Source organism: Shimia biformata (assembly GCF_016888515.1).
GTDB classification, from domain to species: Bacteria; Pseudomonadota; Alphaproteobacteria; order Rhodobacterales; family Rhodobacteraceae; genus Shimia_A; species Shimia_A biformata.
Window position 1 is genome coordinate 2551046 of sequence record NZ_JAFEJK010000001.1, and the last position, 22771, is coordinate 2573816.

A 22771-nucleotide genomic window follows, 5' to 3' on the forward strand; every position below is an offset into this window, starting at 1 on the left:
GGCCCTCTCAATCACGTCGAGAAGGACATGCCATGACTCAGTCGTTCAAACCCACCACCGTCGCCATCGGCGATCTTGTCGCCCATCCCGCAAACGTACGGACCAATTCCCCCGAGACCTACGCCTCCGAGAATATCGCGCATCTCAAGGCCAGCATCGCCGTATTGGGCCTCCTGCAACCGCTGCTCGTCCAGAAGATCGACGGCAAGTTCGGGGTGCTCGCCGGTGGCCGTCGACACGCGGCCCTGCTGGAACTTGCTGCGGACAAGGCCGCCAAGGGCTTCACCAACAGCACGAAGATCGATTGCCGACTGGTCTCCGAAGATTGTGATGTGACCACCGCGCTCTCGCTCGCCGAAAACATCACCCAGGCCCCGATGAACGCGATCGACGAGTTCGAGGCCTTCGCCCGGATGATGGAGGTCGATGGTCAGACGCCGGAAACCATCGCCAAGACCTTCGGTACCACGGTCGCCGCTGTCAAAGGCCGTCTGCGCTATGGGCTCATCCATCCCGACATCCGCGCCGCGGCCCGCGCCAAATCGATCACGCTCGATACGATGAAGGCTTTCGCCGATCATCCCAGCCAGGAGGTGCAACGCGAGGTCTTCGAGGCGCTCACCAAGGAGGACAACCATGTCCAGGCCTACACCGTGCGGAACGCGCTGAAGTCCCGCGGTGTCCAGGTCAGCGACGATATCGGGGCCTTCGTGCGTAAAGACTACGAGGCGCGCGGCGGTGCCATCGCGGCCGATCTGCTGGACGAGCATTCCGTGCTCGAGGATTCCGCGCTGGTCGAAACGATCCTGCTGGAAAAACTCGCCGCCGCCGCCGAAGAGGCTCGGGCAGAGATCGGCTTTGCCTGGGCCGACGCGGTCATTCAGTACGACTATGCCGCCATGGCGGATTATGGTCGGGTCTATCCGGGTCCGGTCGAGCCCGACGAGAAGGGTTCGAGGCGCGTCGACGAGATCACCGCCGAGCTTGAGAAACTCGAACACGAGATGGAGAACGAAGAACTCGAGGACGAGGCGTACAATGAACTCTACGAACGCGTGGACGCGCTGGAAGCCGAGGCGCGGGACCTCCGGGAGGCCTATAGCACCGAGGATCTTGCCAGCTCCGGCGTGATCGCGTCCTGGTCGCATGGCAAGATCTCCCTGCATGTCGGGATGGTGCGCCCTGAAGACAAGACAGAGCGGTCTGGCAAAGGCACCGGCGCACCGAGTGACAAGGGCGCCGCAGACGGCGATGAGATCACCTATCCCGCCTCGCTCACCGAGGATCTCAAGACCGAACGGGCAATGGCGCTCGGCGCGGCCATGGCCAAGCACCCGGAGGCGACGCTTGATCTCACGCTCTTCAAGCTGGTTACGGATGTGCTTACCAGCGGTTTGGGCGTCACCCAGGCGATCAAGGTCGACGCGCGACAGGAGTATCGCACCCACGCGAAGATGGACGAGATCGACGGCACATCGCTCGAACAGGTGGCGGCAGCGCATGACGCGCTCAACCTCTCCTGGGCCGATGACGCGAAGTCCCCTGCCGACCAGTTTGCGCTCTTCCGGGCCCTTGACGCGGGCGAGAAGGCGAAACTCGTCGCCTACGCTACGGCCGCGACCACGCAATCCTGTTTCGCACGGGACAGGCAGCGCGACAGCTTGATGCATGACTTCGAAGTCGAGATCATGCCGGACATACGGGCGCATTGGACGCCGAATGCGGCGCTTTTCAACCGCTTCAAGAAGGCCTGGCTTCTGAAGATTCTCGGCGAGGAGCTGGGGCTCGCACAAGAGGCGGTGACATTGGCCTCTTCGACCAAGAAGCAAGTCGTCGAATTCTGCGAAAAGCTCTTTGCGGAGCCTTTCGCCACGCTGACGGAGGCGCAGCGCGCGGCGGTCGCGGCCTGGTGTCCTCCGATGATGCAGACGGCAGGTGTCGAGCCGGTTGATGCTGGCGAGTCCGAGACACCCGTAGACGCAACCGGGGTCGCCAAAGCGGCCTGATCGAGCAGGCGGCCCGCTCGGCATGTCCGGCGCGGGTCGCACCCTTCCCTCCATCTTACAGGTAAATCCCATGTCCCTTCTTAGCTTCACTGCCGCGAGCGTCGCGGCGCAGATCGCGCATGCGCGCGGCTGCTCCACCTTCCTTCCCAACTGGAACGGGCCGGTGGGCAAACCCGCCCTGATCCTGATCGTCGGCACTGGTGTGCATCTGCGCTCCAATGGCATCGACGGTTCGACCACGCGGATCGTCACCACCGAACGCGCCGATCCCACATATGCCTTCGCCAAGGGCATCAACCCGTTCCGCGATCCGGATTGGATGGCGGCGCGGCAGGCGGCGTTTCGCGATTTGACGGGCCAGTTCTACACCGACATTCTCGATGACGTGCAGATGCTGATCGACCGCGGTCACGACACTATCCGGCTGGCAACCGATGGCCACACGATCTGCGTTTTCCTGCGCCGCGCCGCTGACTACCTGATCGGCGGCACCTACGACGTGCCCTCCGGTCTCGGCGGGACGTTCCGGGTGATCCTGAAGGACGCCACCGACACCCACGCCCTCGTGCAGAATAGCGGCAATTGCGAGGATTTCGACGATATGCTGCCTTACCGCGTGCCGCTCGATGCGCTCATCGAAATCGATGACCGGAGGGCGGCATAGTGGGTTGGCTCTTCTACACCGACCGCCGCGTCAAAACCTACGCGGAGGAGAAGGCAGAAATCGCCCGGCTCTGCACCTTCGAGACGGATACCCGCAAGACATTGTTGCTCAAGGCCTGCAAGGTCGGCTCGACCTGGTATGCAGCTTTGAGGCTCACCAACATCGATGGCGGACCGGTTGAAGACAGAACCTACGTGACCGATGCCGACGGGTCGATCACCTTCGGCGCCGTCTTCCTCACCCGCTATGACGAGGGCTGCTGGGGCTACAAGGACATGGAGGAGAGCGTCGGCCCGGTCGAGTCCCGCGCGCCGCTCAGCCTTCTGGTGTTGCTCTCCGAGTTGAAGGATCCCGACAGCTATGCCCATGCTTGGCGTCAGCGCTGCCGCGATTGGGCGGCAATCCCGGACTACGACGAGGGTGACAAGATCAAACTGGCCTCACCGGTAACGCTGACCGATGGCAGCACCTGCCAGATCGTGACCGCCACCCATTACCGGCGCGGAGGGCAAAAGCGTCGCTGCTACCGCATCGAGGAGACAGGCGACCTCGTGCGTCTGTCGAAAGCCTCGCTCGCCGGGTCCGAACTCCTCAGCTCGGCGAAGAGTGCGGCGAGTCCGGTTCTGGCCGAATTTTTCGCCGGGAAGGGGTCCTGACCGCCGGCAGCGACGTCATCTGTCCGGCCTTGAGCCGCCTCCGCGCGTTTGAAAGCGCAGAGGCGGCTTTCTGTCCTGTCGGACCCACAACCTGACTCAAAGGACAGACGATATGGACAACCGAAGCCTGGCACTCGCACGCGATTTCCCATCGAAACCTCACCTTCTGCAGGCCATTCGCCTGATCGGCAGCGAGATTGAGAAGCAACCGCTCAAGAGCTCATCGCTCGCTCGGATCATGCGCGAGACTTTCGGTGGCAGCGATGCCGGCGGCGCGTGGTCCTGGCGCATGGCCTATGACCTGATGCAGGCCGCCACGGTGACGACGATCATGCAGGACAGCGGTTCGGACGTGCTCGCGACGGCCAGATTGCTCGCCTCACGGCTCCTGACGGAGACCCGGCGCTCCGAGCAGCAAATCCGTCTGCAACAGTTCTCGACGCCGCTGCCCTTTGCGGCACTGGTAATACGCGCAGCCGCCATTCGCCCCGGCGAAACCGTCCTCGAACCTTCCGCCGGGACCGGCGCGCTGGCTGGTTTTGCCGTGCGCGCGGGTGGCAAACCGATGCTGAACGAGATCGATCCCTTCCGCAGGGCGCTTCTCGAGGCGACCATTGACACGCAGGTGACCGGCTTCGACGCGGAACATATTGATGATCTCCTGACGGTGCCCGACCTTCCCGGTGTCATCGTGATGAACCCACCCTTCGCCTCTTCGGTCGATCGCTCGCGGGACAGGCACATCGCGGCGAAACATCTGATCTCCGCGGCTAAGCGCCTCGCGCCGGGCGGGCGTCTCGTGGCAATCATGCCGATGGGATTTTCGCCGGAACGGGACGCGGCCCATTGGTCACGGGCCTCGGCCATCGCAAAGCCGCGCCTAGCGCTCACGATCCCTGTCCACGTTTACCGCAAACTCGGCACCACGGTGGAAACCCAGCTCATGGTCTTCGACAAGGTGCAGGAGGAGATCGAGATCGTCCGTGCCATGGTCGACGATCTGGACGCGGCGCGCCAAATCATCGATGACATCGCCGCAACCCGCACTGCCACTCCCTCGATCCAAACCGGTGCGCAGTTTCGGACTGGGTCGCGCCGGGTCGGTGTCCCTGTTGCACGTCAGCGCCCAATCGCCCAAGCGGCGTCTGCCAAACCCAAATCGCATGCCGCCATCCCGCTGGCCTTCACCTGCCTCGACACACCCCGCGAAAACACCCCGGTCTCGGACATCTACGCTCGCTACCGCCCGCAGCGGATTGAGATCACGGGGGCTCAGGAACATCCCACGCCGCTCGTCGAGAGTATTGCCATGGCCTCGGTCGCGCCCCCGGTTCCGTCGAATGAAGCCGCCTCGGACCTGCGGCTGCCTGGCCATCTGATCGAGGGGGGTCATCTTTCCGAGGCCCAGCTCGAGACCATCCTGATGGCAAACGACGCCCACGGGCGCGACCTGCCGGGCAGGTTCACGATCGACGAAGACCAGTCCCGGATGACCCGCGCCGATGATAATCCAGAGGCGTACGCCTATCGGCTCGGTTACTTCCTCGGCGACGGCACCGGCTGCGGCAAGGGCCGCGAATGCGCCGGGCTCATCCTGGCGAACTGGCTCGCGGGTCGGCGCAAGGCGGTCTGGATCTCCAAATCCGCCACGCTCATCGAGGACGCAGTCCGCGACTGGACCGACCTCGGCGGCTCGCCCGCCGACATCCAGCCGCTCTCCAAATGGAAGCCTGACCAGCCTATCTCCATGGGCGATGGCATCCTTTTTGTGACCTACGCGACACTCCGGTCCGCAGGCAAATGCGGGATGACCCGGTTGAGCCAGGTTCTGGGCTGGATGGGCGACGGGTTCGACGGCGTGCTGGCTTTTGATGAGGCCCACGCCATGCAGAACGCCGCGGGGTCCGACGCGGGCAGGGGGGTCAAACCCTCCCAGCAGGGTCTCGCCGGGCTGCGTCTGCAGCTCGCCACGCCCCGGGCGCGGGTCTTTTATGTCTCGGCGACCGGGGCCACCAGCGTGCAGAACCTGGCCTATGCCTCCCGCCTCGGACTCTGGGGTCAGGGTCCGGACTATCCCTTCCCGAGCCGGGAGAGCTTTGTCTCGGCAATGGAGGCCGGAGGCGTTGCCGCGATGGAAGTCGTGGCGCGCGACCTCAAAACGCTCGGATTCTACACCGCGCGGGCGCTCAGCTTCGATGGTGTGGAATATGACGTGCTCGAACATGCGCTGACACCGGCGCAGATCGAGATCTATGACGCCTATGCCGGGGCATTCCGGACGATCCACCATAATCTCGAGGCGGCGCTGACCGCGACCGGGGTCAATGATGCCTCCGGTCAGACGAACGCCTCTGCCGCGAAGGCCTCGGCCAAATCCCGCTTCGAGAGCACCAAGCAGCGCTTCTTCAACCACCTTCTGATGGGCATGAAAGCCCCGACCGTCATCCGTGCCATTGAAGATGATTTGGCCGAGGGATTTGCCTGCGTCATCCAGGTGGTCTCGACGGGCGAGAGCCTGTTGAAGCGACGGCTCGAGGCGATGGACCCCGAAGACGAGCTGGTCGAGGGGGCGTTGACGCCTCGGGATTATGTGCTCTCCTACCTCGAACAGGCCTTCCCGATCCATGCCCAGAAGATCGTGGAGATCGACGGGAACATGGTCGCGGAGCCGCTGCGGGATGCGAATGGCGCCCTGGTTGTCTCCCGCGAGGCCGAGGCCTTGCGCGATGAGGCAATGATAGAGCTGATGTCCCTGGCGCCGATCCCTTCGGCGCTGGACCAGATCCTCTGGGCCTTCGGGGATGAGGTCGTGGCCGAGGTGACAGGGCGCTCCATCCGCCCCCTGAAAGCCAGCGAAGGTGCCCTCTTCATCGAGAAGCGGTCCGCCAGCAGTAATTCTTCTGAAACCCGGGCCTTCATGGATGGCGAGAAGGACATCCTGATCTTCTCCGATGCCGGCGGGACGGGCCGGTCCTATCATGCCGCTCAAACGGCCAAGAACCAGAAACGGCGACGGCACTACCTGCTGGAGCCCGGTTGGCGGGCCGATGCCGCGATCCAGGGGCTCGGCCGCACGCATCGTTCGGCTCAGGTCAGCGCGCCTTTCTTCCGGGTCTGCACCTCGGATGTGCACGGCGAGAAACGCTTCACCTCCACGATCGCCCGACGGCTTGATCAGCTGGGCGCCCTCACCAAGGGCCAGCGCGAGACCGGCTCCCAGGGCATGTTCCGCGAGGAGGACAATCTCGAAAGCCCGATCGCAAGGGGTGCGCTGCGAGGCTATTACGCCGATCTCGCCGCCGGGCGCGCGGCGGCCATGAGCTACGAACAGTTCAGCGATTGGACAGCTCTTCGACTGATCGACCAGGACGGCGTGCTCCTGGAAGAGTTGCCGCCGATCCAGCGCTTCCTCAACCGTGTCCTGGCGCTGCCGATCCACATGCAGAATGCACTTTTTGTCGAGTTCATGAGCCGGATTGCCGATCAGACCGAGCGGGCGCGGGCTGCAGGCACACTCGATCTCGGCGTCGAGACATTGCGCGGCGAGAGGATCGAGCAGGTCTCGACCGAGGATCTCTGGACCTGTCCGCGCTCCGGAGCGGTGACACGGATCATCGGACTGGAGGTGACGGACCCCGTCCATATCCTCTCCGCAGAAGAAGCTTTGGACCGGAACCCCGACAAGCTGCCAATGATCAACAGTGCCTCGGGACGTGCGGCGCTGATCTCCTCGCGTCCGATGCAGATGTATGACGAAGAGATCGTCACGCTCATGCGCAAGGTGACCCGGCCAAGCGGGTCCACCTATGTCGAGGAAGGGAAGTTCCAGGCCTCCGCCTGGGAAGAGATCGAAAAGCCCGAGTTCCGCCGCCTCTGGGACGAGGAGGCCAACAGCCTGCCGAAGGTGACCACGACGAAGCTATACCTGCTGACCGGGCTGCTGTTGCCGATCTGGAAGGATATCCCCTCGGGCAACGAACGCATCTACCGCGTCACACCTGAGGCACAGACAGCGATGATCGGCCGGACCGTCAGCGAGGACGGCGCCGCGGCCCTGCGTGCGCGGTTCATGGTCGGCACCCCGAAAACCCCGCGGGACATGCTGACGGCCGCGCTCGGATCCACCGCGCCGGTCGATCTGGGACGCGGCCTCACGCTCACCCGCCGCCGGGTCGCGGGCGCGGCCCGTCTCGAGATCGACGGGGCCGACCGGGGCACGATCGACGGGTTGAAGGCCCTGGGGTGTTTCACCGAGATCATCGCCTTCCAGCTTCGGGTCTTCGTGCCCCACGGGGAGGGCGTCGATACCGCTGCGATCCTCGGCCGGATCGTGGCGGACGGATCAGCCTCCAGGGCTGATCGCGCCGCCTGAAAGGAAAAGCGGGCCTTGGGTCGGGGGAACGCGGAAGGGTGCTTTGCCCCCTCGCGTTCCGCCGCCGTGGCGTGTCTCCAGACCCCTCGGCGCCTTCCCCAATCCCAGACAAGAGGACGAGACCCATGACCAACTCCGAGACCACCTTTGCCGAGACGATGGCAAAGTGGCAGGCCGAGCGCGAAGCCGCCAACAAGGCCACCCGAAACGAGCTGCTCCCGCAATTGCGAGGCCTCGGCATCACCGAGGTCACCGCCGAATACGAAGGCTACGGCGATTCCGGCAATATCGAAGACGTAACGGTGCAGCCCGCAGGCATTGCGCTCCCTGACGAACTCTGCACGAAGGTTGGCGACTTCGCCTGGTCCGTCGCCTATCACCAGCATCCCGGCTTCGAGAACAACGAGGGCGGCTACGGCACGCTGACCTGGGATGTCATCGCCGACAGCATCACCCTCGATCATGCCGACCGCTACGTTGAATGCTCCCACAGTTTCGATGAGGGCCTGTGACATGGCCCATCCCCTCCATCATGCCGAAAGTTCCGCCCGGAAGTATGGCGGAACGCCATCCGACTATCAGGCCGTTCACGACTGGTTCGATGCCTCAAAGGAGCATCTCGCCATCTTCACCCACCGTGCTCTGCGCCATCACACGCAAGGCATCTTCGAGGCCGAACGTGTCTTCGGGCTCTCCCTCACCAACGGGGCGGGGCGCGAGATTCCCATCCGCTGGATCGGCGAGCAGCATGTCCGCGAAGACTGTCAGGGCCGCATTCCGAGCCTCGCCGACTGGCTCGGACGGATCCAGCCCGAGCCCTGGATGGCCAACGGGCAGATCGACCGGCAAGCGCATGAGCCCGTCGGCGATCCGCGCACGAAATGGCTGGCCGAGGTGGCTGGGGGCAAGACGATCCTCGGCCTCAAGGACTGGATGGAGGCGAGGGGATCATGATGCGCAACGTTCGCAGGTTCTACGATTGCAGCACCGCACATCTGCCTGAATAAACCGTCCAGGCTATCGAGAACGGGCTCTTTGCCAAATCGCCGAGCATGCAGAATGAGTATGGCTGGCTGTTCTCCGTCCCTGTAACCCTCGCCGACATGCCGGAAGGCGTCGACTGCGACGCCTTCAAGGCGGTCATGGCGTTGGCGATGGATGCCGGGTGTGACTACGTCCTCTTCGATCGAGACGTCCCGCCAGCCCCCTATCTCGAGGTCTTCGACTGGTAGGTCAATCGCGGTTGCACAGAGGCCCGATCCACGGATCGGGCCTCTCTTGTTTCCAACACCAATACTGAAATGGAGATCCGGATGAACGTCGCGGAGATAAAGCTCGCCGTGGATGCCGGCAAATCCGTCCACTGGGCGAATGAGGGGTATCGGGTGCATCGGGACGGCCTTGGCCAATACCTCATAACCTTTGTGCCGAACGGCAGCACGATCGGGTTGACCGACCGGAGCGGCCGTAGGCTGAACGGAGCCGAGGCCGACTTCTTCATATCGGAGCCGGGCCATGATGGCGCGACAGCGCAGGGGAGGGTGGTGCGCGGGGCGACGTCGGACACCTCGTCTACCGCCGGGCCGGGCTGACGGGCAGGAGAGAAAGGAAAGAGGGCTTTGTGGTTTTGCGATCCCATGAGGGGTCGAAAAGCAATCCCGCGTGCTCTGGCCAAGTGCCGGGCAGCGGCAAACCCAAGGAGAAGACCTATGTTCGCAGGAACCCTGACCAAGAATGCCGAAACCGCAGCCACCGCCTATTCCGGCATGATCCATTCGACCCGGTTTGACATCGCCATCCAGCTCGAGACTCGGACGAAGATGTCCGAGCGAAGCCCGGACTATGATGTGACGGCGGTGAACAAGTCGGGCCGCAAGGTGCGCATCGGCACGGCCTGGAACGAGACCGGCAACACCACCGGTAACCATTACATCTCGATGCAGATCGATGTCGGCCTCGGGCCCTTCCGGGTCAACGCCGTGCAGACCAAGGAAGCACGCGAAGCGATGACCGGTGAATTCGAGATCATCCCGCTGGTCTCGAACGGTGCGATGAAGTCCGGTTCGATCTCGGGCGAGTTGACGGCGATGGATGCAGACAACGCCTTTGCCGGTTACATCGCCAACATGATGTTTGACCTCGACTTCATGCTCATCGAGAACGAGTTCAAGACCGAGGAGACCCATCCCGACTACCGGATCGAGGTCAGCTCGCCCAAGGGCCACCCGATCCGCGTCGGCTCGGCCTGGATGGCGAAGAGCAACCGGACCGGCAACGACTATGTCTCGCTCCTCATCAACACGCCCGATGGCGATCTGCGGGTGAACGCCGTGCAGAACGAGGAGCAGCGCGGCGGCCAGACCTTCTCGATCATTCCCTTCGTCGAGAGTGCAGGCCAGGACCGGTCGGACAACGCCGGGCTCGCCCTGGTCGGCTGACAGGCAGCGACTGCTACAGAACTGGCGCCCCGGGCAACCGGGGCGCTTTCGCCCGTGCAGGCCTGATCCTCCTCCCAAAACGGCCTGACGGGGTGGTGCCGGTCCTGTCTCCGACCGGCCCGCGCCTCCTGTCCCCAAGAGGCAGGTCCCGCGAGGGGAGCCGCAGTGACGCGGCTCCCCTCTTTTCGTATCACCTCATCAGTAGGACTAGACGCATGTTCAATCTCACCCATCCCAAGCTGGTCACGCTCGCCGAGGCCGAAGGCTACGCAGAGGTCGTGGACTTCCTGGAGGACTATGCGCAGGGCAGCATCGTGCCCGCGATCTGCATGGCACCCGATTGCGACCACACCGCCGATCTCGAACCCGACCAGCGCGCCGGCTTCTGCGAGGCCTGTGGCCGCCCCACCATGAAATCCGGCCTCGTCATCGCAGGCATGAACTGAGCGGCGCTGGCCGCGATCCTCTCAAAAGATTGGAAACGACATGATACAGCACGATCCCAAAAAGATCGCCGAACGAGGCGCATCCGGTTTCTCCGAAGCCGAGATCGCGACCATCGACGCCGCCCGCATCATCCTGCGCAGGCATGCCCGCTCGACCTCCGCACTGCAGTCCTGGACCATGCTGACCGACTACCTGGCTCTGAACGCCGTTCATGAACGGGTCGAGGTGTTTCGGGTGCTGCTTCTGGACCGGAAGAACAGGCTGATCCGCGACAGGGTCATGACTCGCGGCAGCATCGATCACGTCCCGGTCTATGTCAGCGAGGTGCTCCGCGCCGCCCTCGTTCTCGATGCCTCTGCCCTCATCCTCTGCCACAACCACCCCTCCGGCGATCCGCATCCGAGCCAGACCGACATCGAGCTCACCCGCAAGATCGTGGAGGCCTGCAAGGTGATGGAGATCGTGGTCCACGATCACATCATCGTCGGCTTCGGGCGGGAGAAGAACGCCTTCAGCATGCGGGCGGCAGGGATGTTGTCGGATTAAATTCGCGCACTGAACGTCGCGCAGCTCCCTGGCAGTCGTATCGCTAGCAGTATCTCGCCCGCCTGATCCGCGACCGCGCCGCCGGCGTCTCCAGATGGGCATACCGACCTCCGGAATATCTCCGACAATCGAGCGCGTGACCGGCCGCGATCAGCGCGGCGCCTATGTCCTCACCATCGGCGTAACAAATGCCCACCCATCGGTCATGGGTCCGCTCGCCGTTGAGCTCGCATTCTATCGAACGGCCATCGAGGTAGTTCACCATCCAGCGCCGGGCATCCCGGCCCGCCCGCGTTCGGAGCTCGGGAGCATCGACGCCATTCAGACGCACAGGTGTGCCGGAGACGACGATGGTGTCGGCGTCCCGGATCTGCACCTGCGCGATGGCTGGTGATGTCAGCAGGATCACGACGATCGGGATCAGATATTTCAACTTCCGCCTCCTCTGCAGGTGGGTTCACATTCTTCCGGGCGTAACACTCTCAGACCCTTATCGCATTAATTGGCCCGAAGCGCCCACTGCCTGACGGCCTCCCCCGCTCGGCTTCGCGTGTCGCAGGCGAGAACGGCCCTGCGGTCCGTCGCGCATTCGGCCATGCGGCCTCACCGCGGCGCAGCACTTGGCATCCCGGTTTGCCCGTCTCGCGAGCAGGCCGCGCCCCGGCCGCTCCGCCGGATTGCGCTCCGGTCTGTTTTGCGGGGCAAAACGATCCCGCCGCTCCATCCGTCTCCCGCGTCCGGTCGCGCCCTTTGCCTGCTCGCGTCGGGCAAACCTACCGTCAACAACACACACATGAGTGCGGAAGCATATCCTCCGGATGGCCCCCAAATCAGCCCGCGTCAAGGATCGCAAAACTTTTCGGCGAAGGCGGCGCGGGTCGAAAGGGCGGTCCAGTTTTCGATGACGCGCCCGTGGTGGGCGATGCGCCCGGAAAACTTTTGCGCCCGGCACGCCGGCGGCTTCGCCGTCCCTGACCCGGACAGATTCGGTGAACCAGACGTACGGCCATGCCACCACACTCCCGTGGTGGTTCCCCGAACATCTGGAGACACCAACATGACTTACGAGAACGCGAACGCCTACGAGACCATCGAACTTTTCGGCCTGACGGAGAAAGACGCGGAGCTGCCCATCCCCGAGGATCACATCCTGACCGACAGCGTCGTCCGCGAGACTTTCGAGGCCCTGCTCGGCCAGCTGCGCGGCACCGGTCTCGAGACCGAGATCGAACCGCTCGCGCACGGGCTCGCCACAATCCTGCAGCGCCGCAAGATCGCTCTCGGCAAGGAGCTCGACCGCACCGCCGACAAGATCGGCGCCCTGGCAAAATCCCACGACGGATCGGAGATCGCCGAGACCGCGCTCGAAGAGGCGCAGGCCCGCTTCCTGCAGGTCCGCGAGATTGTCGCGGCCATCGAGGTGATGAGCGAGGCGGCGGCGGAATGCTACGAGGTCGAGACCGGCCATGCCTTCATCCCGGCCGCGGGATCGCGCGCCAGCGCTCGCGCTCAGGAGACCGGAGCGGTCTTCGAGGCCCGGCAGTTGCTGGAACAGCATGATCGCGAAACGGCCGCGAAGTCGAAGGTCGAGGGGGTTCCCCTGATCGTGTCGGGGGCGACCGACTGGACCGATATCGACGTCATCTTCTCGACACTCGACAAGGTTCGCGAACGCATCCGGCAGAACCGCAACCAGGAGATCTTCCTCTGCCATAAGGGTGGCAAGCACGGGGCCGAGATGATCGCCGCCCGGTGGGCTCGGGCGCGCGGCGTCGCGCAGGCGCGCTTCGATCCGCGCTGGTCCGCGCATGGGCGGGCGGCACCCTTCAAATGCAACGATGAGATGCTGGACGACAAGTTTGCTGCGACGGGAGTTGTGCTCTTCGGTGGCAACGGGGTCGCGCTGAACCTCGGGCAGAAGGCCGAGGCGAAGGGGCTCACCGTCATGCGGGTCGCCGATCCGGCGAAGAAGTCGGCAGACGCGTGAATGAGAGAGGGTCGCCTTTGGGCGGCCCTTTTGTCGTTTTCACGTCGGCCTCTAAATGCGACCAAGCGGACGTATCGAACTCACTAGATGCAGCTTTTCGCCGATGACACCGTTTGCAAGATTCCCCTGAGACGCTAGACGGGTAAGCCAGTTGGCAACTGTCACAGGTCCCCAGAGAAATGACTATTTACTACGATCAGTTTGAGACCTGGGAGGGGTCTTTCCGCGAACTGGCAGTTGATCTGGTAGGCAAGGAAGCGATCGAAACCCTCGCTTCATCGAATTTTGAATTCATCGAGGATGCGGGCGACTCCGTGGTTCGGCATACGGACATCGAAACGGCGTCAGACGCGATTTACGATTGGCTGCAAGCACATGAATTCTGCGTCTTCCATGGTACACGTTTGCTGCCGGACGAAATCCTATCTGTGCAGCAACTTGGTCTGCGTCCATTGGTGGCCGCAGACCGCAGGCAAAGACTCACAGAAATTCTCAAGACCCATCCTCAGTGGCATCATCTAGAACACCAACTTGCCGAGGTACTTGAAGATGTCGGCCCGAAAAACAAGCAAGGCCGACGGGAAGGACAAGTTCATTTCAGTCTATCTCGATCGGGTCTCGCGAATGGTTTCGACCACTATTTGAGTCACGGCTCTGAGTTTGATCAGCATGTCGTGCAGCGGTTGTTCGGCGATCAATCGGGCCTTCACCTGCTCCACTCGGAAACCGTTCCCATCATCGTACATGTCCGCATTGGTGGCGAAGAACTCGTGCGAGGTGCTCATCCGCACTTCAGCTATTCTGACATCACCGGCATGGGCGAAATTCCTGGGATTGCACGCGTCTTCCTGAACAGCTGGGCATTCAAGGTAGCGAACCCCAGCTTCGATATTGCCAAGCTGCGAACTGACTGTTGCATGATGCAACGGGTCGCCACTCCGCCCGAACGGATCATCGATTTGGAAAAGTTCGGCGAGTTGGACGCAAAATGAGTGTCGAGCAACAAGTCGATAAGATGATCTCGTCAGCCCCGCCAAACCGAGGCCCGGCTGGACAGCTCGCCCTTCCAACTGGACAAAATACTGCGGTCTGATCACACGATGATCCGTGACTGGTTCGGTCAAGACGGGCCCCTGCCGGCGGGGTTGCCCTCATGCGCGCCTGAAACCCCGCGATCCGGCCGTGCGGGTGCAGATCGCTGGGGCGGGCGCAGCGCATCGACTGCGCCGCCCGATGGCGGCGACCCGTCCGGGCGGGCAACGCTGCTGCCAGGCCCGCGGATGCATCACCTCCCCGGATCGCGAGACTGCGACGGGGAAGTCGAGTTTGAGGCAGACGATCGCGGTCGTGCCGATCGGGCTTGGGCGAACCATCCCGCCGCCGCGTTGGATGAGAGCGGCGCGGACATGGTCATGTCTGACATAACTCGACAGGACCGAAAACGGCTGAGGGGCGGGGTGCACATCCGGGTCTCCCCTCTTTGCTCATAGATGTGGATCGCACGGGGTCGGGCGGTCCGTGCCCTCCGCTCACGCTCCGGCAAACACAAATACGGTTTCCACGCGCGGGGCGCGCGGACCCTCCGCATTTGTGTTTGCGGACCTCCCTTGCCCCCCGTGCCGGGTGATCCCCATCGCAAAAAGGAGAGACCCAAATGACCAACCACTACGTCGCCACCGTTCCCGTCAAGTTCACCGACAACGAAGGTCAGGAGCGCACCCGCTTCCAGCGCGTCGGCGCGATGTTCCGCAACACCCGCAACGGGGACGGCTCGGAGTTCTTCAGCCTCAAGCTCGACTTCCCCGTCGCGGTCCAGGAGCTGGTGATGTTCCCGCCGAGCTCCAAGGAACCGCAGGAGTAATCCTCCCAGGAGGATGGGCCGCCCTAGAGGCGGCCCTTTCCCTGTCTCAGGGAAGGCTGCGCCAAGACCGGGGACCCCTGCTTTCGGCCGGTGTCCCCGATAAGGTGTCAGGACCGTGCACGGTCCTGACGGGGGATTTCAGAGATCGCCTGGAACAGGTCTGCCGGCCAGCCTCAAGGGGGCCATCCGGAATAACAGTCGGGCTGAAGCCCGCCGGTTTTTCCGGCAGAGATTTGGGCCAAGCCAAATCTGGCCGCCCTTGACCCTGTCCGTCAGCCCCGTCGGTGAAGAGATGCGCCGCCCCTCGCTTCCGTCCGAACACGGGTCCGTGTTCGGCCAGACCCTCGGGCGCGGGCATGACAACAGGTGGCCGAGGTGCGGTTGGAGATGGTCGGTGTTGCTGGGCCCTTCGGGCCGGGCCTCGCACCTGCGGTGCTCGGCTTGAAGCGGAATTCAAGGTCGCCTGGGGGCAATCTACAATAATATTGTATTGACCGCAACATATAGGTTCGTATGATGAGGGCGACCTTGAATGAAGGTGGCAGGAAATAGGGGGGCTTTCTTCGTATGAGCCGGACCAGGAGACTGACACAGACGGAGCGGGCGGAGATTATCCGTGAGGCCGGAGAAGGTGTGGGGACGTCTGAGCTCGCGGAGCGGTTCGGGGTCACGCCGCGGGCCATCCAGTACACGTTGAAGGCGGACGAAGATCGCCAGAAGGATGCGGCCGTGGCCACGGCCGCCGTGACCGTGAAACTGACCCCCGAAGAGCTTAGTGCGCTGGATGAGGTCCTGGCCGCGGCGGGGATCGAGACCCGCACGGAGGGGGTCCGGCGGCTGATCCAGGCGGCGGGGGGAACCTTCGTTCCGGACGCGCAGCTGGCGGCTGAGATGGCACGTTACCGGGCCTCCCTGCACGAGGTCGGTAACGGCGTCGTACAGGTCGCCAAGCAGATGATGAAAGCCAGCCGGGCGGGGCAGGGGGAAGGCTCCGCACCGAACGCAGAGTTGTCCGAACTGCGCCTCGCGCAGATGCGTGGTCTGGCGCGGTTCATCCTTGATTCCGCTGACGAGATCGATCTGCTGCTGCGCCGTCGTCGGGATGCCATGCAGCTCGCCGCCACTGCCGCTCTGAGGGAGTTTGCCCATGCGGCTGAATGATGCCGTCCATGACGTCACCGGTGAAATCTTCCGGGACGGTTGGAGCCGCATTCGGGGCTCGATGCAGGGGCTGCAGGCGTCCCGGCAGAGGCAGCTCGTGCGGGCCGCCGCCGGTCACCGTGCAGCGGTCTTCAAGGCGATCCGGGGCGGGGGCACGCATACCAAATCGCAGCTGATGAACCAGCTCGATTACCTGACGACGAAGTCCTCGCATCTCGTGGACAGCAGCGGCTTCCTGGACGGGAAGACGAAGCTCGAGGCATCCGAGATCAAGGACCTGACGGAGCGGTTCGCCAAGCGCTGGAGCGCGGGGTTCAAGCCCAAGCTCGGGCAGACGACGCATATGCTCATGTCCTACCCGATCGGCACCCGGGGCGAGGACGTGCGCGACATCACCGCCAATGTCGCGGAGCGGTTCTTTCAGTCCGACGAGGGGCATTTCGACTACATCATCGCAGTGCATGAGGATCGCGATCATCCCCACGCGCATATAGTATTGAACCGCCGGTCCCAGGAGGGCGAGTTCTTCTTCCTGGGTCGCGATCACAGGTTCAACTATGACGACTTCCGCCTCGCCATGGTCGAGGAGGCCGAGAAATTCGGCGTGCGTCTGGAGGCCACGCGGCGGCTCGACCGAGGTGTCGTGCACTACCCGCCGCGCACCCGCGAGGTCTATGCGGCCAAGGTTGAGGGGCGGGCCGCGGAACCACGGCCACGGGTCGGGGCAGACTTGGATCGCGCTCTCGAAGAGATCGCCAATACACGGATCATCTATCACTCGCTCGCAGCCGAGGCCTCCGCGGACAACCGCGAAGATATCGCCGATGCCCTGTTCCGGTCCGGAGAACTGCTGGCGAAGGGCGGCAAACTCACATCGGAAGGAGGGGTCTACATGGCTGAGGAGCAATCGTTCGACGACCTGAGGACCCGCTATGCCGATCAGGTCGCGCGCGTGCAGGGCATGATTGATGCGAAGCCGGAGGCCGAACGGCCGAGGCTCGAGCGCAGCCTCAACGAGATCCAGTCGCGGCTCGCGCATATGCAGCCCTTGGGGCTGCGCTCCGTGACACTGACCGAGAAGCCGTCCGACGGCGGGATCTATTCCGAGACCAATATCGATGCGGCCCGGCTCGACCGGTTGCGCGACCCCGAGGTGCGGGCGCATGTCGACACCGCGCTGCGCGGAACCGGCATCAGTTCGTCCGTGGTGGTCGCGCGGATGGAGACGGGCGCGCAGAACGCGGCGCTCGAGCGGCAATGGATCGCTGACGATCTGGCGCGGGTGGCCGAGAGGGACGGTCTCAACCTCGAGCGCCGCGCGGATCTGGAGACGGCGCGCGAGACCCTCAACCGGGCCCATGTCCAGCTCGGCGTCGCGCTGGAGCGGGCAGGGGTCTTGCGTGAGGACGGTGTCGTGGAAGATCGCACCGTGACGGAGAGGGTCCATTATCATCGGGACGCCACTGAGGACATGGAGCGCGCCATCCGCCAGGACATGCGTTCGGAAGGTCTGACCGAAGACCAGATCGAGGCGCGGGAGTCGGAGATCGTCTCCCGCGCGGAGCGGCGTATCGAAGAAGAGCAACGCAGGTACCTCGATGCGCATCCGGAACTCCTCGCGCGCCCCGGTGACGTGATCGACCGGTCCGTACCCTACCGGGAGCACATCACCGACGAGGATCGGGCCCGCGAGATCACCCGCGAAGTCGACCGGATCATGGAGGGTCGCGACGCGCGGACCCCCGTTGCGGAGGCCGTCACGGACGCGTTCCGCGCGCGCTATCCCGACATGCCGTCGCATCTTGCCCGCGGGCTTGGCGCGACCTATGCGGCCGTCACCGAACTGCGTGACACCGAGGCCATCGACCAGGTTCGCCGCGAAAACGAATTGCAGGAGGTGGCGCTCGACCTGCGCGACGGGCGGCTTTCGGACGTGCGCGAGGGGGACGCTGTCGAGGGCGCGCCGATTGCCGATCCGGACATCCGGCGGGTCGTCGACCATGAACGGGCCGGCAATCTGCATGGGCCGTTCCAGGATGACGGTCAGCGACTGGCCTATCGCGCCGCGGTCGAGCGCGAGCTGGACGCGGCGCAGATCGACCGGCTGCGGGACGGTGATGTCGACGTGCTGAAGACCCAGATCGAAGACCGTCTCGACCGGCTCTACGCCGCCAAGACCTACCTGCAGACGGATCCGGCCACCGCCAACAGCGAGGCGACCCGCGCCGTGGTCGAGGAGATCGCCGACCGCGAGTTCGAAATCCACCGCGCCGATCTTGTCGATGGTGAGACCGAGCGCGGGGAGACCCACTGATGGGAGGGATGGGGAAAGGCCGCCTCGCCCTCGGCGTGGTGCTGGTCACACTCGTCGCCATCGCGATCGGCTACGTCATCGCCTCGGCTGTCGTGACGTTCCGGGACCTGGGTTTCCAGGCCGAGATCGATTTCTTCTACATCGCGCAGAACTACCGGGCGATCGGTGCCGCCCGCCCCGATGATTTTCGCCTGATCAACCTGATCATGGGCGGGGCCGGGCTGGCGGGCCTCATGATGAGCCTGGCGATGTCGGGCTCGGCCCTCACCCGCTTCGGCTACACCCATTGGCAGACCCGCCGCGAGATGAAGCGGAACGGCTTCTTCGGCGCGCCCGGCACAGGTTTCGTGATCGGCAAGTTGGGCAAGCCCGGTTCCCGCGCGCCCTTTCTCTGCTCCCGGACCTTCCCACACGCGCTCATCGTGGCACCGACCGGGCGCGGCAAGACCACCGGCTTCGTCATCCCGAACCTGCTGACCTGGCAGGGATCGGCGGTCGTGCTGGACGTGAAGGGCGAATGCTTCGAGGCCTCGGCCCGCCACCGGGCGGCACAGGGCGACGAGGTGTTCCGGTTCGCGCCCACGGATTGGGAGGACCGGCGCACCCATCGCTACAATCCGCTCCTGCGCATCTACGAGTTCAAAGACCCGGCCCGCCAGCAGATGGAGCTGCAGCTCCTGGCCACGCTCTTCCTTCAGAACGACAACGACCGCGTGCAGGGCCTCCTGAAGGGCGGGATCGATCTCTTCGTCGCGGCCGGGCTACTCGCGTTCCAACGCCGCAGGCCGACGCTCGGGGAGATCTACCGCATCGCCGCCTCGGGCGGGCAGAAGCAGAAGGAGTATCTCGCGCGCGCCCATGAGGTCCAGAACGCCGCGGCGCGGCTGATATTCACGCGGCTGGCCTCGACCAACAACGACACGCTGACCTCCTATGTCTCGCTCCTGATGACCTCGGGCCTCGATCAGTGGCAGAACCCGGCGATCGACGATGCGACGGCGGTATCGGATTTTGACTTCCGGACGATCCGCAAGACACCCTTCAGCGTCTATCTCGTCGTGCAGCCCCTCATGGTGAAACCGCTGGCGCCGTTGATCCGACTGTTCTTCTCTGATCTTCTCTCCGCCCTGCAGGACAAGGAACCGGGCGCCGACGAGCCCTGGCCGGTCATGATCATGCTCGACGAGTTCAACCGGCTCGGAAAGATGCCGATCGTGGCCGAGAGCATCGAAGTGCTGCGCGCCTATCGCGGGCATCTCGCGGTGGTCACCCAGACCATCCCGGCCATCGACGAGATCTACGGCGAGAACACGCGGCGGGCGCTGCAGGGCAATGCAGGCATCAAGCTCTACCTCACGCCCTCGGACGAAAAGACCGTCGAGGAGTTGAGCAAGGCCGTGGGCAAGACCACCAAGACCGTGGTCACCCGTTCCCGCGCGGTCGGGAAGAACCCGTTCGAGGGTCGCAGCCAGTCTGAGCGGACGGAAGAAGTCGCGCTCCTGCCGGAAGACGAGGCGCGACGTCTGCCGCTTGATGAGATCGTGGTGGTCGTGGACGCGCAGATGCCGGTCCGGGCGAAGCGGGTCGTTTACTACGAGGATCCGTTCTTCAAGGGTATCCACTCGGCGCAGGAGGGGGATCTGCCGTTTCCGAAGGGGCCGGTCCCTCCGATGGGGGAATTGCCCCTGAGTGTCCGGGCGATGCCTTCAGCTCCGCGTGGGTCTGGTCTCACGGAACGCGATTTCGAGGCCAGGATGGGACTTACGAAAACCGAAGGAAATGCACCCATTGAGCCCGGCCCGGCTCAAGCGCTTCGGTGCGGTCGTGCCGCAGTCCTCGCGGACGATCAGCGGCAGTTCGAGATGGAGTTCGGGCGGCAGGCAGATCTCGAGGTGGAGGCTGCGACAGAAGACGACGTAGTCCGGGTGCAGGACGCCGTGAGTGATCTGGAGCGGCTGGAGGCGGAGATGTCCGGTTCGGAAGCAAAAGTCAGCGAGGCGGGCGAGAAATTCGGGCTTGGCTAAGCCGCCATGCGGGCGACACGAAAGCATGCCGCGATGGCGCCTTGTGCCCGCGCCCCGGAATCGACCATTGTCACGGGTGAAGAAAACCAGGATCGTCGCGCTCTGGTCGAGGGGCTCGCTCAATCGTCGCAGGGTCGATCTCACGCATCGTCAACTGGGCGTTCACCCTGCGGGCCGCGGGGCCCGCACGAAACCACTTCGCGGCGGAAGCCAGGTTAAAGCGCGGACGACGCTGCCCCTTCGCCGGCTTTGAGGCCTCCATCAGAACCTCGATCATTTCATCGATGCGGTAGAGGCCACCGGCAACGGGGAGGGGCATCTTGCGCTGCTGGAGCGCCTGTCGCTTCACCTCGAGCTTCTCGGCGACATCCGCGAGAGACACCAGGTCGGGACGGACCTCGCGCAGGACAGTGCCCTGCGGCAACGCCTTGATCAGCGCCCGCGCCGCTTCAAGGATCGCGCTCTCGGCCTCATCCCCTTCAAGTTCCAGTTCTACACCTAGGAGACCGGCGTGACCGGTGCCCACGAGCGCATCTTCAAAACCCGCCTCGAAGACCGCGTCAGAGAGCGCAAACGCATCGTGCTCTCCGTCGGGGAGCGCAAAGACCAGTTCGAATTCGAATTCTTCAGCCATCGGCATTACCTTCGTCGTTCTTCTGAAGCTTCACGCAGGCCAGAGCCTTCTGTCGGATCCTTTTCGCGAACTGCTGTGGATTCTTCGGGGTCGACCAGACAGACATCTGACAAAACTCGCCACAGCGGCAATCCTTATCGTTGGCCGGGCATCGGAGGATCCCCCACGCGTGCCCCTTGCCCTCAATAAGGTCCCATCCCAGCTCTTCGAGCTCCTGGATGACGGCCTCGATTTCCTTTGATGTGTGCTTCTTCCTTGGCACCTTAGATACTCCACTCTCTTAAATTGTCAAGTGACAAGTTAAAAATTCAACGAGAACATCGCGGCAATTTACTGCCCGCTACCGGCAATTTCCCAAAGGAAGCTTGCCGTCGAATGCTTTGATGTAAGAAGGGGATACAGGATAGACGTCCCAGACAGCAACACCGGCGCCGATGCCGTTCCACTTCACCCGGACATGGCATGATGGTGCCAAGGTAAATCCGTTCAGGCAGTTTGCCGCGAGCTCTGCTGAAGGCAAAGGTATAGGCTCGCAAAGAACATGTTCCCGCTGGTGAAGCCTTTGACGGTCAATGCTACCTTCGGCCCAGCCTGCTTAGGCGGGCCAACTGTGCCAGCATTCGCGCGCCTGAGCTGCCCGAACCAGTGTCAGGGTTCGTCGGAACGGTTTGGCTAACACCCGGCCTCTGCGGCATTGTCTGCACCCCGAAGAACTGCCGCGCACGCAGCGCAGCATATTCAGCGCCAGTCGCTCCTCCAATGAGATACCGATTATAAGCCTGCTGACTGCCGCCAAGCGCCCGACCGAACCCGTATGTACCGCCAAGGCCTGCTGATAGTGCTGGCATCATGATGTTCCCCGAGATCGCGCGGACAATGAACGGCGTCGCGATGATGAACCCCTTGGCCATGAGCACCATCATGAAAAATGGGATGAGGGCCCCGATGTTGGACGCGCCCTCAGGGTCGCCGAGCTCGCCGATCAATGCCGAACTGACGCCGGTGATTGTCGCGAAAACGCCTGCAACGACGATCGGATAGAGCGCGAAGGAGATCAGCGCCGAGAGCCAGCGCGCGAAATAGTCCTTGGTCACCTCGAAGAGGGTGAGGAAGATCATCACCGGCGCGATGCCTATCAGGAGTGCGATCATCAGCCGGGATGCCACGAGAATGAATGCGGCGAGCCCGCCCAGGATCGAGAGCAGGAGTACGCCAAGAACGTCAAGCAACGCCCCGGCCATCCAGTTCAGTTCAGAACCGGCCGCATTCAGGTATTCACCCAGTTCGGCGATCAGCCGGTCGAATTCCTCGGCGAAGGTCCCCGACGGTCCGGGCGTGCCGCCGCCGACCGAGGCGACAAGCGATCCGGCGATGCTGTCGATGCCGTTTAGGACAGCGGAGGAGAAGGCGTTAAACTGCACCCAATTTGTCGCGAAGACCCCTATGAGGCCGACTTTCACCGCGAGCCAGAACGCAGTGCGTCCATCCATGGAGCGGTACTGGTAGATCATGTTGACGCAGACCAGAATGACCACAAGCGTCGTTCCGAGAACCAGCATCGTGCCGACTGTCGCCGCCACCGCGCCGAACTGCGTCTCTGCGGCAGAATCCAGGTAGCCCTGGGAGGTCTCGACGAAGTAGGTGACGACGCTCATAATCTG

Annotated in this window: 20 protein-coding genes; 17 read left to right on the forward strand and 3 right to left on the reverse strand. The window is 63.6% G+C overall.

Annotated elements, in window-relative coordinates:
- Window positions 1-32: 32 nt before the first annotated feature.
- The 11 genes from JQ863_RS12465 (at window position 33) to JQ863_RS12515 (ending at window position 11129) form a co-directional block, all read left to right on the forward strand.
- A complete protein-coding gene (locus JQ863_RS12465; RefSeq protein ID WP_043754041.1) occupies window positions 33-2006 on the forward strand; it encodes a ParB/RepB/Spo0J family partition protein in 1974 nt (657 codons plus the stop codon).
- Window positions 2007-2076: 70 nt separating this feature from the next.
- A complete protein-coding gene (locus tag JQ863_RS12470; protein ID WP_043754043.1) occupies window positions 2077-2670 on the forward strand; it encodes a hypothetical protein in 594 nt (197 codons plus the stop codon).
- The gene (locus tag JQ863_RS12475; RefSeq protein ID WP_043754045.1) at window positions 2670-3326 is read left to right on the forward strand and encodes a DUF6927 domain-containing protein; all 657 of its coding nucleotides are present in this window, start codon (window positions 2670-2672) and stop codon (window positions 3324-3326) included. Before JQ863_RS12470 ends, JQ863_RS12475 begins: the two co-directional genes overlap by 1 nt.
- 112 nt (window positions 3327-3438) lie before the next feature.
- On the forward strand, window positions 3439-7698 hold the full coding sequence (locus tag JQ863_RS12480) for a strawberry notch-like NTP hydrolase domain-containing protein (protein WP_204114549.1): 4260 nt from the start codon (window positions 3439-3441) through the stop codon (window positions 7696-7698).
- 125 nt (window positions 7699-7823) lie between these two features.
- Window positions 7824-8210: a DUF6878 family protein gene (locus tag JQ863_RS12485; RefSeq protein WP_009803668.1), complete on the forward strand. Its 387-nt coding sequence runs from the start codon at window positions 7824-7826 to the stop codon at window positions 8208-8210.
- A gap of 1 nt (window position 8211) precedes the next feature.
- On the forward strand, window positions 8212-8652 hold the full coding sequence (locus JQ863_RS12490) for a DUF6915 family protein (RefSeq protein ID WP_043754051.1): 441 nt from the start codon (window positions 8212-8214) through the stop codon (window positions 8650-8652).
- A gap of 98 nt (window positions 8653-8750) precedes the next feature.
- Window positions 8751-8930, forward strand: a complete 180-nt coding sequence (locus tag JQ863_RS12495) for a DUF5983 family protein (RefSeq protein ID WP_043754053.1) — start codon at window positions 8751-8753, stop codon at window positions 8928-8930.
- Window positions 8931-9011: 81 nt separating this feature from the next.
- Window positions 9012-9290: a hypothetical protein gene (locus tag JQ863_RS12500; protein ID WP_048534140.1), complete on the forward strand. Its 279-nt coding sequence runs from the start codon at window positions 9012-9014 to the stop codon at window positions 9288-9290.
- A gap of 117 nt (window positions 9291-9407) precedes the next feature.
- Entirely contained in the window at window positions 9408-10136 is a 729-nt protein-coding gene (locus JQ863_RS12505) for a DUF736 family protein (RefSeq protein WP_048534142.1), read from the forward strand.
- A gap of 215 nt (window positions 10137-10351) precedes the next feature.
- Window positions 10352-10582: a hypothetical protein gene (locus JQ863_RS12510; protein ID WP_043755226.1), complete on the forward strand. Its 231-nt coding sequence runs from the start codon at window positions 10352-10354 to the stop codon at window positions 10580-10582.
- A 40-nt stretch (window positions 10583-10622) separates the two neighbouring features.
- Window positions 10623-11129 (forward strand): JAB domain-containing protein, encoded by a 507-nt coding sequence (locus tag JQ863_RS12515; protein ID WP_081979737.1) that lies wholly within the window; start codon window positions 10623-10625, stop codon window positions 11127-11129.
- A 43-nt stretch (window positions 11130-11172) separates the two neighbouring features.
- On the opposite strand, the gene JQ863_RS12520 is transcribed toward JQ863_RS12515, so the two are convergent.
- The gene (locus JQ863_RS12520; protein ID WP_043755224.1) at window positions 11173-11562 is read right to left on the reverse strand and encodes a thermonuclease family protein; all 390 of its coding nucleotides are present in this window, start codon (window positions 11560-11562) and stop codon (window positions 11173-11175) included.
- Window positions 11563-12186: 624 nt separating this feature from the next.
- Between JQ863_RS12520 and JQ863_RS12525 the strand changes: the two genes are divergently transcribed.
- The 6 genes from JQ863_RS12525 (at window position 12187) to JQ863_RS12550 (ending at window position 20476) form a co-directional block, all read left to right on the forward strand.
- Window positions 12187-13116 (forward strand): DUF2493 domain-containing protein, encoded by a 930-nt coding sequence (locus JQ863_RS12525; RefSeq protein ID WP_043755221.1) that lies wholly within the window; start codon window positions 12187-12189, stop codon window positions 13114-13116.
- A 179-nt stretch (window positions 13117-13295) separates the two neighbouring features.
- Window positions 13296-14108: a hypothetical protein gene (locus JQ863_RS12530; protein ID WP_188479606.1), complete on the forward strand. Its 813-nt coding sequence runs from the start codon at window positions 13296-13298 to the stop codon at window positions 14106-14108.
- Window positions 14109-14770: 662 nt separating this feature from the next.
- Complete coding sequence (locus tag JQ863_RS12535; RefSeq protein ID WP_028093953.1) at window positions 14771-14977, forward strand: hypothetical protein; 207 nt, start codon at window positions 14771-14773, stop codon at window positions 14975-14977.
- Window positions 14978-15544: 567 nt separating this feature from the next.
- Window positions 15545-16138, forward strand: coding sequence for a hypothetical protein (locus JQ863_RS12540; RefSeq protein WP_043753561.1), 594 nt, complete (start codon window positions 15545-15547; stop codon window positions 16136-16138).
- On the forward strand, window positions 16125-18452 hold the full coding sequence (locus JQ863_RS12545; protein ID WP_204114550.1) for a relaxase/mobilization nuclease domain-containing protein: 2328 nt from the start codon (window positions 16125-16127) through the stop codon (window positions 18450-18452). The genes JQ863_RS12540 and JQ863_RS12545 overlap by 14 nt, the downstream gene beginning before the upstream one ends.
- Before the next feature lie 8 nt (window positions 18453-18460).
- The gene (locus tag JQ863_RS12550; RefSeq protein WP_204115152.1) at window positions 18461-20476 is read left to right on the forward strand and encodes a type IV secretory system conjugative DNA transfer family protein; all 2016 of its coding nucleotides are present in this window, start codon (window positions 18461-18463) and stop codon (window positions 20474-20476) included.
- 70 nt (window positions 20477-20546) lie between these two features.
- Here the strand turns inward: JQ863_RS12550 and JQ863_RS12555 are convergent, their stop codons facing one another.
- Both JQ863_RS12555 and JQ863_RS12560 read right to left on the reverse strand, forming a co-directional pair.
- Window positions 20547-21110 carry a hypothetical protein gene (locus JQ863_RS12555; protein WP_048534205.1) on the reverse strand — a complete coding sequence of 188 codons (564 nt, stop codon included), beginning with the start codon at window positions 21108-21110 and terminating at the stop codon, window positions 20547-20549.
- A 575-nt stretch (window positions 21111-21685) separates the two neighbouring features.
- On the reverse strand, window positions 21686-22765 hold the full coding sequence (locus tag JQ863_RS12560; RefSeq protein WP_028093950.1) for a TrbL/VirB6 family protein: 1080 nt from the start codon (window positions 22763-22765) through the stop codon (window positions 21686-21688).
- Window positions 22766-22771: the final 6 nt, after the last annotated feature.